The 11,837-nt window shown below is 63.0% G+C and carries 12 protein-coding genes; 4 read left to right on the top strand and 8 right to left on the bottom strand.

Annotated elements, in window-relative coordinates:
- Window positions 1–114 precede the first annotated feature (114 nt).
- The 6 genes from AC3WJP_RS07060 to tkt all read right to left on the bottom strand — a co-directional run bounded on the left by AC3WJP_RS07060 (window position 115) and on the right by tkt (window position 5,646).
- Entirely contained in the window at window positions 115–471 is a 357-nt protein-coding gene (locus tag AC3WJP_RS07060) for an MliC family protein (RefSeq protein ID WP_493720483.1), read from the bottom strand.
- Window positions 472–507: 36 nt separating this feature from the next.
- Window positions 508–720, bottom strand: coding sequence for a hypothetical protein (locus AC3WJP_RS07065; protein ID WP_493720482.1), 213 nt, complete (start codon window positions 718–720; stop codon window positions 508–510).
- Window positions 721–917: 197 nt separating this feature from the next.
- A complete protein-coding gene (locus tag AC3WJP_RS07070; RefSeq protein ID WP_493720481.1) occupies window positions 918–1,145 on the bottom strand; it encodes a hypothetical protein in 228 nt (75 codons plus the stop codon).
- A 32-nt stretch (window positions 1,146–1,177) separates the two neighbouring features.
- A complete protein-coding gene (locus AC3WJP_RS07075) occupies window positions 1,178–2,341 on the bottom strand; it encodes a phosphoglycerate kinase (protein WP_493720480.1) in 1,164 nt (387 codons plus the stop codon).
- A gap of 12 nt (window positions 2,342–2,353) precedes the next feature.
- Window positions 2,354–3,412, bottom strand: a complete 1,059-nt coding sequence (epd, locus tag AC3WJP_RS07080) for an erythrose-4-phosphate dehydrogenase (protein WP_493720479.1) — start codon at window positions 3,410–3,412, stop codon at window positions 2,354–2,356.
- Window positions 3,413–3,648: 236 nt separating this feature from the next.
- Window positions 3,649–5,646, bottom strand: coding sequence for a transketolase (tkt, locus tag AC3WJP_RS07085; RefSeq protein WP_493720478.1), 1,998 nt, complete (start codon window positions 5,644–5,646; stop codon window positions 3,649–3,651).
- Window positions 5,647–5,856: 210 nt separating this feature from the next.
- On the opposite strand from tkt, the gene AC3WJP_RS07090 reads away from it, so the two are divergent.
- From AC3WJP_RS07090 to AC3WJP_RS07105, 4 genes are all read left to right on the top strand, one after another.
- The gene (locus AC3WJP_RS07090; RefSeq protein ID WP_493720477.1) at window positions 5,857–6,852 is read left to right on the top strand and encodes an ArsR/SmtB family transcription factor; all 996 of its coding nucleotides are present in this window, start codon (window positions 5,857–5,859) and stop codon (window positions 6,850–6,852) included.
- An 18-nt stretch (window positions 6,853–6,870) separates the two neighbouring features.
- The gene (gene metK, locus AC3WJP_RS07095) at window positions 6,871–8,061 is read left to right on the top strand and encodes a methionine adenosyltransferase (RefSeq protein ID WP_493720476.1); all 1,191 of its coding nucleotides are present in this window, start codon (window positions 6,871–6,873) and stop codon (window positions 8,059–8,061) included.
- Window positions 8,062–8,235: 174 nt separating this feature from the next.
- Window positions 8,236–9,945 carry an NAD-dependent DNA ligase LigB gene (gene ligB, locus AC3WJP_RS07100; RefSeq protein ID WP_493720475.1) on the top strand — a complete coding sequence of 570 codons (1,710 nt, stop codon included), beginning with the start codon at window positions 8,236–8,238 and terminating at the stop codon, window positions 9,943–9,945.
- Between the two features lie 81 nt (window positions 9,946–10,026).
- Window positions 10,027–10,419 (top strand): DUF1090 domain-containing protein, encoded by a 393-nt coding sequence (locus AC3WJP_RS07105; protein ID WP_493720474.1) that lies wholly within the window; start codon window positions 10,027–10,029, stop codon window positions 10,417–10,419.
- A gap of 124 nt (window positions 10,420–10,543) precedes the next feature.
- On the opposite strand, the gene AC3WJP_RS07110 is transcribed toward AC3WJP_RS07105, so the two are convergent.
- The gene (locus AC3WJP_RS07110) at window positions 10,544–10,930 is read right to left on the bottom strand and encodes an MAPEG family protein (protein ID WP_493720473.1); all 387 of its coding nucleotides are present in this window, start codon (window positions 10,928–10,930) and stop codon (window positions 10,544–10,546) included.
- 27 nt (window positions 10,931–10,957) lie between these two features.
- Window positions 10,958–11,791 carry an EamA family transporter gene (locus AC3WJP_RS07115; protein ID WP_493720472.1) on the bottom strand — a complete coding sequence of 278 codons (834 nt, stop codon included), beginning with the start codon at window positions 11,789–11,791 and terminating at the stop codon, window positions 10,958–10,960.
- Window positions 11,792–11,837 lie beyond the last annotated feature (46 nt).

The raw sequence follows: 11,837 nt of genomic DNA on the forward strand, positions 1-11,837 counted from the left end.
AGCCTGCCGTATTGGCGGCCGCTGTTCAATATTGGCATTGCAGTGTTGCGGTTAACACCGTGCGGTCACCGCGCGGCACTTGACCGGTGAGACCCGATTTTCACGGAGCTTGCTTCAGGGCGCCTTGCAGCCTCGGCCAATCAGATCATTGGTAGCGACCCAGTACACCAGGCCCTGATCGTCATTGACGTTGAACGCCAGCACGCCATCGCTGAACATCTGGCCATCGGCGCCGGGCTCGGTTGACAGGTGATAGACCTGGTCTTTGCCTCCCAGACGCACATCGACCTTACCGCGCGCCGCATCGGTGTACCGCCAGAACACTTCGACCTGGCTGTCACAGACCCAGCGCGTCGGAGCCGGTTCGGATACCGCCGCAGACGACGGCCATGACGGCCACCACGTGCTGCAACCGGCCAGCAGGGTCATCCCCAGCACTGCACACATCGCCGGGGCGATCGATCCTTTCATTGCCTCTCCTCGCTGGCCGCCACCGACCGGTGGCACCTAGTTACAGTTCTGCTCCCGGCCGCCGGCTTCGCTCTGGACACCCGTGGCATTGGTCGCCACGCGCTGATCGTTTTGCGAGGTCGGAACCGTGACCGTCGCCGGACTGAAGACTTCACACGCACTTTTCGCGCCATTCGGCCCGGAACATCCGGTCACCATCAGTACAGCCAAAAACACACCGCTCGCCAGCACACCCGTCGACGTCTTCATCGCAATTGCCTCCAGCCCATCCCTGATCCAAAGCCGAGCCCGGCAGACCTGTAGCGAGGGGGCTTGCCCCCGATAACTCTGCGCACGACATCAATGCAACCGACAGAACCCATCGGGGGCAAGCCCCCTCGCTACAACAGCATCCGCGCGAATATCGGTACCTGTAGGGTAGGACCGTATTCCGGGTCAGTGGTTGCCTAGTGGCAACCGTTACCGGGCTCTTCGCTGTTGTACTTTTCCAGCGCCTCGTTGCCTTGGCGCTTGCTGATCACCGGAGCGGTCTGCGCCTGCCAGTCGGACTGCGCGCAGCCGCCGTTGGGTTTGGCCACTTCGGCCTTCGCGGGCGTTACCGCCTGGTCCGCCGGCGTACTGGAGCAACCCGCCAGCAGGGCGATCAGCAGCGCCGCCGGCAGGCTTTTGAACATCGGGAGATTCCCTGGTCCACTGTTCATGTCAGTCAGGACTTGGCGCGCTGTTCGAGCATTTCCACCGCTGGCAGGACCTTGCCCTCGACGAACTCGAGGAACGCGCCACCGCCAGTGGAGATGTAGGAAATATCACTGCCGATGCCGTACTTGTCGATCGCCGCCAAGGTGTCGCCACCGCCGGCGATGGAAAAGGCCGAGCTCTCGGCGATGGCCTTGGCCAGCACCTTGGTGCCGTTGCCGAACTGATCGAACTCGAACACGCCGACCGGGCCGTTCCACAGGATGGTTCTCGAAGTTTTCAGCAGTTGGGCGAAGTTCTCCGCCGTTTTCGGCCCGATATCCAGAATCATGTCATCGTCAGCCACATCGGCGATGTCCTTGACGGTAGCCTCGGCGGTTTCGGCGAATTGCTTGGCGACGACCACGTCCACCGGCAATGGCACGCTGACTTTGGCGGCGATGGCGCGCGCGGTGTCGAGCAGATCCGGCTCGTACAACGACTTGCCGACCTTGTGACCCGCTGCAGCGAGGAAGGTGTTGGCGATGCCGCCGCCGACGATCAATTGGTCGCAGATAGTGCTCAGGCTGTTGAGTACGTCGAGCTTGGTCGACACTTTCGAGCCCGCGACGATGGCCGCCATCGGCTTGGCCGGCGCGCCCAGCGCCTTGCCCAGCGCTTCCAGCTCGGCCGCCAGCAGCGGGCCTGCGGCGGCAACCTTGGCGAACTTGGCCACGCCATGGGTTGAGCCCTCGGCGCGGTGAGCAGTCCCGAAGGCGTCCATCACGAACACGTCGCACAGAGCGGCGTATTGCTGGGCCAGGTCATCGGCGTTCTTTTTCTCGCCTTTGTTGAAGCGCACGTTCTCGAACAGCACCACGTCGCCGGGCTTGACCTCGACGCCGCCCAGATAGTCGGCCACCAGCGGCACGTCACGGCCCAGCGCCTCGCTCAGGTAGTCCGCTACCGGCTTGAGGCTGTTCTCGGCAGAGAACTCACCTTCGACAGGGCGCCCCAAGTGCGAGCAGACCATCACCGCGGCGCCTTTTTCCAGGGCCAGCTTGATGGTCGGCAGCGATGCGACGATCCGCGCATCGCTGGTGACCTTGCCGTCCTTGACGGGCACGTTGAGGTCTTCGCGGATCAGTACGCGCTTACCCTTGAGATCGAGGTCGCTCATCTTCAACACGGTCATTGAGTCAGTCCTTCATGCCTTTGGAGATTGTTGGTTTATGACGTGCAGATAGTGCTCTGCGACGTCGAGCATGCGATTGGCGAAACCCCATTCGTTGTCGAACCAGGCCAGCAGGTTGACCAACCGAGGGCCGGACACGCGGGTCTGGCTGGCATCGACGATGGCCGAGTGCGGATCATGGTTGAAATCACAACTGGCGTGGGGCAGCTCAGTGTAGGCCAGCAGGCCGTGCAGCGGGCCGCTGGTGGCGGCCTCGCGCAGGATCCGGTTGACCTCCACGGCGTCAGTGTCCCGAGCGGTCTGCAAGGTGATATCCAGGCAAGACACGTTGACCGTCGGCACGCGCACTGCTTTGGCCTGAATTCGGCCGGCAAGTTCCGGAAGCAGACGTTCGATACCGCGCGCCAGGCCGGTGGACACCGGAATCACCGACTGAAATGCCGAGCGGGTACGGCGCAGATCCTCGTGGTGATAGGCGTCGATCACCGGCTGGTCGTTCATGGCCGAGTGGATGGTAGTGATGGAGACGTACTCCAGCCCCAGGGCCTGATCCAGCAGGCGAAGCAGCGGCACACCGCAGTTGGTGGTGCAGGAAGCGTTGCTCACCAGGCGTTCGCTGCCGGTCAGGCAGGCCTGATTGACGCCGAACACTATGGTGGCGTCGACGTCGGCTTCACTGGCCATAGGCTGGGAAAACAGCACCCGCGGCGCGCCAGCTTCAAGGAAGCGCTCGCCGTCTTCGCGGGTGTGGTAGGCGCCGGAGCACTCGAGCACCAGATCGATGCCCAGGGCGCGCCAGTCGATGCCTTCCGGGGTCGCGCTGCGCATCACCTGGATGCGATCGCCGTTGATTTGCACACAATCGCCATCGATCGCCACCTTGCCGGGAAAACGCCCGTGGGTGGAGTCGAAGCGCGTCAGGTATTCGAGGCTGGCCATGTCGGCCAGATCGTTGATGGCCACGACTTCGAAGCCCGCTTCGCTGCCGCGTTCGTACAGCGCTCGCAACACACAGCGGCCAATGCGACCGTAACCGTTGAGAGCAACTTTGAAAGGGCGTGGCTGAGGCATGGTCGAGCTCGTATGTGAATTCGAGGGGTAGCTAGGATATTGCGTCGTTTGGGAGGACCTCTTCGCGAGCAAGCTTCGCTCCCACAGGAGTACACCGCTCGATCTGCCAACCCAGTAAGAGCAAAGCTTGTTCCCGCAGGAGCGCGCCGCTCGATCTGCCAACCCAGTGGGAGCAAGGCTTGCCCGCGAAGCGATCTGAAGATCACCATCGCCAACAAGCCAAGCCCCGCAGAGGATCAGTCTTCCAGCAGCTCTTCCGCGTTGCCCAGGATGTTCTCCAGGGTAAAGCCGAACTCTTCGAACAACGCTGGCGCCGGCGCCGACTCACCGTAGGTGGTCATGCCGATCACGCGACCTTCCAGGCCCACGTACTTGTACCAGTAGTCGGCATGGGCCGCTTCGATGGCGATCCGCGCACTGACCTGCAACGGCAGCACCGCTTGCTTGTAGCCGGCGTCCTGGGCTTCGAACACGCTGGTGCACGGCATCGACACCACACGCACCTTGCGGCCTTGCTCGGTCAGCTTGTCGTACGCCTGAACGGTCAGGCCCACTTCGGAACCGGTGGAGATCAGGATCAGCTCCGGCTCGCCGTCGCAGTCCTTGAGCACATAGCCGCCACGGCTGATGTCGGCGATCTGCGCATCGGTACGCACCTGATGCTGAAGGTTCTGGCGAGAGAAGATCAGCGCCGAAGGGCCGTCCTTGCGCTCGATGGCGTGCTTCCAGGCCACGGCGGACTCCACCGCGTCGGCTGGGCGCCAGGTGTCCAGGTTCGGCGTGGTCCGCAGGCTGGTCAGTTGTTCGACCGGCTGGTGCGTCGGGCCGTCTTCGCCCAGGCCGATGGAGTCGTGGGTGTAGACATGGATCACCCGCTTTTTCATCAGCGCGGCCATGCGCACGGCATTGCGGGCGTATTCCATGAACATCAGGAAGGTCGCGCCGTAAGGCACCAGGCCGCCGTGCAGAGACACGCCGTTCATGATGGCGCTCATGCCGAACTCACGCACGCCGTAGTACATGTAGTTGCCGCTGGCGTCTTCGGCCGAGACACCCTTGCAACCTTTCCACAGGGTCAGGTTGGAACCGGCCAGGTCAGCCGAGCCGCCGAGGATTTCCGGCAGCAATGGGCCGAAGGCGTTGAGGGTGTTCTGGCTGGCTTTGCGGCTGGCGATGGTCTCGCCCTTGGCCGCGACTTCAGCGATGTAGGCAGCGGATTTTTCCGCGAAGTCGGCAGGCAGGTCACCGGCCAGACGACGCACCAGTTCGTTGGCCAACTCGGGGAATGCGGCGGAGTAGGCAGCGAAACGCTGGTCCCACTCGGCTTCGGCGGCCAGGCCTTTTTCCTTGGCGTTCCACTCGGCGTAGATGTCGGCCGGGATTTCGAATGGGCCGTAGGTCCACTTCAGCGCTTCGCGGGTCAGGGCGATTTCCGCATCACCCAGCGGGGCGCCGTGGCAGTCTTCCTTGCCCTGCTTGTTCGGCGAACCGAAGCCGATGGTGGTCTTGCAGCATATCAGGGTCGGCTGCTCGCTCTTGCGTGCGGTGTCGATGGCGGTCTTGATTTCTTCCGGATCGTGGCCGTCGACGTTGCGGATCACCTGCCAGTTGTAGGCTTCGAAACGCTTGGGGGTATCGTCGGTGAACCAGCCTTCGACCTCGCCGTCGATGGAGATACCGTTGTCATCGTAGAAGGCGATCAGCTTGCCCAGGCCCAGAGTGCCGGCCAGGGAAGCGACCTCATGGGAAATGCCTTCCATCATGCAGCCATCGCCCAGGAACACATAGGTGTGGTGGTCGACGACGCTGTGGCCAGGACGGTTGAATTGCGCGCCCAGCACCTTTTCGGCCAAGGCGAAGCCCACGGCGTTGGCCAGACCCTGACCCAGCGGGCCGGTAGTGGTCTCGACGCCCGGGGTGTAGCCGAATTCCGGGTGGCCCGGGGTGCGGCTGTGCAATTGGCGGAAGTTCTTCAAGTCGTCGATCGACAGGTCGTAGCCGGTCAGGTGCAGCAACGAATAGATGAGCATCGAGCCGTGGCCGTTGGACAGGATGAAGCGGTCACGGTCGGCGAACGACGGATTGGCGGGGTTGTGCTTGAGGTAATCGCGCCACAGGACCTCGGCGATGTCTGCCATCCCCATCGGCGCACCGGGGTGGCCGCTGTTGGCTTTTTGCACGGCATCCATGCTGAGGGCACGAATGGCGTTGGCACGCTCACGACGGCTGGGCATCGCTGATCTCCTGAAGGCTTGTAAGGAAGAACGAAAAAGAGCGCCATTTTCCCCTAGGCGGAGCCCATGGGGCAATCGGAGATAACGATTCCCGCGGATTTTTTGCGGATTTACGCGGCGTCCGGCCGTTGGCACCGCCGATCACGCAATATCAAAACTTTTTGATATTGCCCTTGCGAGCCACGCGGCTCGACTCTAGACTGCGATCCCATGAGCCTACAAATTCCCACTATCGGCCCCGAGCCCTTCGATGACCTGGCTGCCCTGTGCAAAGCCGGCAACGATCCTCTGCGGCTGAATGTGTTGCGCGCGCTGGCCTGTGACTCCTTCGGCGTACTCGAACTGGCGCAGATCTTCGCCATTGGCCAGTCGGGCATGAGCCACCACTTGAAGGTCCTGGCCCAGGCCGACCTGGTGGCGACACGCCGCGAGGCCAACGCGATCTTCTACCGCCGCGCCCTGCCCGACCTCGCGGCCACCGGTGGGCGCATCCATGCGGCGCTGCTGATCGAAGTCGACGACCTTGACCTGCCCAGCGACGTGCAGGCGCGCATGGCCCTGGTCCAGCGCCAGCGGGCGACAGCCAGCAAAAACTTCTTCTCGCGCATGGAAGCGAACTTCCGCGCCCAGCAAGACCTCATCGCCGGCCTGCCGCAGTACCGCGACAGCCTGCTGGCGCTGCTCGACAAGCTCAACTTCGCGCCGAGTGCCAGCGCGCTGGAAGTCGGCCCGGGCGATGGCGGCTTTTTGCCCGAACTGGCCAGCCGCTTCGCCCAGGTCACCGCGCTGGACAACAGCGCCGAGATGCTCGATCTGGCCCGGGAGGTCTGCACCCGCGAACGACTGAACAACGTAGAACTGCGCCTGGCCGATGCCTTGAGCGCACCGGCCCTTGCGGCCGACTGCGTGGTGCTGAACATGGTGCTGCACCATTTCAGCGACCCCGCCCACGCACTCGTGCAACTGGGCGAGCACGTGAAACCCGGCGGCAGCCTGCTGGTAACCGAGTTGTGCAGCCACAACCAGGGATGGGCCAGGGAGGCCTGCGGTGATCTCTGGCTAGGGTTTGAACAGGAAGATCTGGCCCGTTGGGCCACCGCTGCGGGCCTTGTGCCCGGGGAAAGCCTCTATGTGGGCTTACGTAATGGTTTCCAGATCCAGGTCCGCCATTTTCAGCGACCGGCTGGCGACACTCACCATCGGTAAATTCAGGAAATAGTCCAGATGAGCGAATACTCCCTTTTCACCTCCGAGTCCGTGTCTGAAGGACATCCGGATAAAATCGCCGACCAGATTTCCGACGCGGTACTGGACGCCATCATCGCTGAAGACAAGTTCGCCCGCGTAGCCTGCGAAACCATGGTCAAGACCGGCGTCGCCATCATCGCCGGCGAAGTCTCGACTTCGGCCTGGGTCGACCTCGAAGACATCGTGCGCAACGTCATCACCGGCATCGGCTACAACAGCTCCGACGTCGGCTTCGACGGCGCCACGTGCGCGGTGATGAACATCATCGGCAAGCAGTCCATCGACATCGCCCAAGGCGTTGACCGCAGCCGTCCTGAAGACCAGGGCGCCGGCGACCAGGGCCTGATGTTCGGCTACGCCAGCAACGAAACCGACGTACTGATGCCCGCGCCGATCTGCTTCTCGCATCGCCTGGTCGAGCGCCAGGCTGAAGCGCGCAAGAGCGGCCTGCTGCCGTGGCTGCGCCCGGATGCCAAGTCCCAGGTCACCTGCCAGTACGAAGGCGGTCGGGTCGTGGGTATCGATGCGGTGGTTCTGTCGACCCAGCACAACCCGGACGTTTCCTACGCCGACCTGCGCGAAGGCGTGATGGAGCTGATCGTCAAACACGTGCTGCCGGCCGAACTGCTGCACAAGGACACCCAGTTCCACATCAACCCGACCGGTAACTTCATCATCGGTGGCCCAGTGGGCGACTGCGGCCTGACCGGCCGCAAGATCATCGTCGACAGCTACGGCGGCATGGCCCGCCACGGCGGTGGCGCGTTCTCCGGCAAAGACCCATCCAAGGTCGACCGCTCGGCCGCCTACGCCGGTCGCTACGTGGCCAAGAACATCGTTGCCGCCGGCCTGGCCGACCGTTGCGAAATCCAGGTCTCCTACGCCATCGGCGTGGCGCTGCCGACCTCGATCTCGATCAACACCTTCGGCACCGGCAAGATCAGCGACAGCAAGATCGTGCAACTGGTCCGCGAGCACTTCGACCTGCGTCCATACGCGATCACCACCATGCTGGATCTGCTGCACCCGATGTATCAGGCGACTGCCGCTTATGGCCACTTCGGCCGTACGCCGGTAGAGATGACCGTGGGGGACGACACCTTCACCGCGTTCACCTGGGAGAAGACCGATCGCGCTGAAGCGCTGCGGGCTGCTGCCAAGTTGTAAGCGGCGCGGTTGTTGAAGGAGCCCTGACTGGCGTGATGCTGGTCGGGGCTTTTTTCTGCCGGATGAAAAGACTCGGATCTGTACACGGAAAAATACCGTAACGCTCTGGCGAGGCACGCAAGGCGCGACTGTTTGTATGCTTGGCATCAACCCCGCGAGCAAGGAAGCTCCTCCATGTTGACACCGTTACGCACCGGACTTGCCGCTTGCCTGATGTTCGCCACGGCCACGGCGCAAGCCGCCCCCTGCCCCGACTGGTCCGCCACCCGCGCCACCAGCGAAATCCGTACCCTCCAATCCCGCCTCGCCGATTGGGACGACCGCTACCACCGTCTCGGCGACTCCGCCGTTGCCGACGAGATCTACGATCAATCTCGCCTGCAGTTGAACGCTTGGCTGCAGTGCTTCCCGGCCAGCAGTGGGCCGGAGAAATCTCCATTGGCCACCGCAAAGGGGCCGATCAGGCATCCCATTCCCCATACCGGTGTCGACAAACTCGCCAACGAAGCGGCGGTACGGGGCTGGCTCAAGGGCCGTGAGGATGTGTGGGCACAACCGAAGATCGATGGGGTGGCGGTGACGCTGGAGTACCGCGCAGGCAAGCTGCATCAGGTGCTCAGCCGGGGAGATGGTAGCCATGGGCATGACTGGACACGGCCGGCGAGGTCCGTCGCGGCGATCCCCGCAGCGCTGCCGCAGGCGATCGATCTGGTGCTGCAGGGCGAGTTGTATTGGCGGCTGGACGATCATGTTCAGGCCAAAGCCGGCAGCAGCAACGCCCGGGGCAAGGTCGCGGGGCTGATGGCGCGCAAGGTGTTGAGCGCCGAGCAGGGCTCGGTGGTGGGGTTGTTCGTGTGGGACTGGCCGGCGGGGCCGGCGCAACTGCCTGAACGGCTGGCGGGGTTGAAGGCGCTGGGTTTTCCGGAGTCTTCAGCCTATACCGAGCCGGTCAAGCGCTTCGACGATGCCTTGCGCTGGTACAACCACTGGCACGCCGCCGCCCTGCCCTTCGCCAGTGACGGGCTGATTCTGCGTCAGGGCCAGCGGCCACCCGCCGAGCGCTGGGAGGCGAAGGTGCCGTTCTGGATTGCGGCGTGGAAATATCCGGTCGCGCAAGCGCTGGCCAGGGTGCGGGAGGTCACCTTCAGCATCGGCCGCACCGGTCGGATCACCCCGGTGTTGGAGCTGGAGGCGGTGCAGTTGGATGATCGCCAGGTGCGCCGGGTGAGCATGGCCTCGCTGCAACGCTGGGAACACCAGGATGTGCAGCCCGGTGATCAGGTCGCGGTCGATCTGGCCGGGCTGACCATTCCGCGCTTTGCCGGGGTGGTATGGCGCAGCCCGGCTCGTGCGGCGGTCAGCGCGCCTGATCCTCAGCACTATCATCCGCTCAGTTGCTGGCGCGCATCGGTCGATTGCGCCCAGCAATTCCGAGCGCGGCTGACCTGGCTCGGCGGCAAGCAGGGATTGAAGATGGCGCACGTTGGCCCTGGCGCCTGGGATACCTTGATCACCAACGGCAAGGTGGAGGGGCTGCTGGACTGGCTGACGCTGGATGCTGCGGGTTTGCAGGACATACCCGGTATCAAGGACGCCAGCCGCGAGCGTTTGCTCAACGCCTTCGCCCAGGCTCGCGAGCAACCGTTCAGCCGATGGCTGATGGCGCTCGGCGTGCCGTCCGTGAAGGCGTTGCCAAGTCCCATGGATGAAGCTGTCAGTGGCAGCCGCTGGCAACAGTTGGTCGCCTACAGCCCGCAACAGTGGCAGGCCGTGCCCGGGATCGGCGCCTTGCGGGCGCAGCAGCTTGGGGATTTTTTCAACCATCCAGAGGTTCAGAGACTGGCGATGCAGCTAGCTGAAGCGAAGGTCGACGGTTTTCACTGAAGCGGTGATTTTCAGTTTTGTCCTAAAGACGCCCGCCCGATCCTGGTCTTCAATAGAAACACTTTCCCCCGAGGATTCACGATGAAAACCTTGTCTTGTGTAGCACTGCTTGCCGCCTGTGGATTGTTCACGCCTCTTGCCCTCGCGGCCGACGCCACTGCACTCAAGGGCTGCGCCGCCAAGAAGGCCAATCTGCAGACTCAGATCGACTACGCCCGCGCGCACGACAACAATCATCAGCAGGCGGGTCTGCAAAAGGCGCTGGATGAAGTGAATGCCCACTGCACTGACGCATCGCTGCGTCAGGAGCGGGAGAAGAAGATTGCCGACGCCAAGCATGAGGTGAGCGAGCGTCAGGCGGATCTGGCCGAGGCGACCCAGAAAGGCGATGCCGACAAGATCGGCAAGCGCAAGGCCAAGCTGGCTGAATCGCAGAAGGAATTGCAGGATGCGATGAGCGAGTTGGACAAGTAATCCGCGGTGAGCTTGCGGCCGTTCGCGGGCAAGCCTTGCTCCCACAAGTGCACGACTAAGGATCAGCCTGCACCTGTAGGAGCCAGGCTTGCCCGCGAAGAGGCCGGCGCAATCAGCCAACCAATCAGATCGACACGAAAAAGAAGCTCACCACAATCCCCAACCCCACGAACCACACCAGCGACCGCAGCATCGGCAGATCCGCCAGATAGAAGATGATGTACAGCAGCCGACTGGTGATATACGCCACCGCCAGCACATCCATGGTGGTTTGCGCGGCGTTGCCGACGATATCGGCAATGATCACCGCCGCGGCGAATGCCGGTATCGCTTCGAAGCTGTTGAGCTGAGCGGCATGGGCGCGCTTGGGCAAACCTTGCAGGCCATTGAGGAAGGCCCGCGGGTCATGGTTATTGCCGAGATTGAATTTGCCGCCCCCGTACTTGGCGATCGACGAACAGACGATGGGCAGTAGGATCGCAATCAATACACACCAGAAGGCGACAGTCATCAGGATTTCCTTGTCTTCAGTTGATCATCAAAGTTTCATTATCAGCATGCCCGCCAGCACCAAGGCACAGGCCAGGAGGCGCGGACCGCCGAAAGGTTCTCGCAGATAGCGCATGCCGAACAGTACTACCAGTATCACGCTGACCTCACGCAGCGCCGCCGCTTCGGCTACCGACCCCAAGGCCATTGCCCACAGCACCAGCGCGTAACTGGCCAGTACGCACACCCCTACCGCTACGCCCAGGCGCCATTGGCTTTGCCAGAAGTGGCGAAACGCCGAACGCTGGCGCACCACGGCATACAGCGGAAACGGCCAGGCGCTGATCAGCGTCAGCCAGCCGAGATAATCCAGAGTGTTGCCCCAGCGGGCCAGCGCCTGACCATCGAGCCACGTATAACAACCGATGCTCAGGCCGATCAGCCCCACCACCGGCAGCAGCTTCCACGGCAAGCGATCGCCACCGCCGCCCTGCCACAGCAACGCCGCCATGCCACAAGGGATCAGCAGAATACCGATCACCTGCCGATGCGTCAGCGGCTCGGCGGCGAACAGCAGGGTCAAGCCCAGCACCACCACCGGCGACAGGCCACGCATCAACGGGTACACCAGGCCCAGGTCACCGACGCGGTAGGCCTTGATCAACAGATAGCGGTAGAGCAATTCGAAACCAGCCGACGCCAGCATCCAGGGCCAGATTTGCGCAGGCGGGATATGCACGAAGGGCATCAGCAGCAACGCACAGACCAGTGCCACGGCGTCCATGCTTGCAATCACCAGCACCCGTTCGGCACTGAACTTGACCAAGGTGTTCCATGTCGCATGAAGGACGGCGGCAATCAGTACCAGCGTTGTCGCGAGCACGCAAAGTTCCTTGTTGTCGTGTGAGCGGATGAGGCGTTCCTGAGGT

This window comes from Pseudomonas sp. GW821-FHT01A09, from assembly GCF_058986725.1.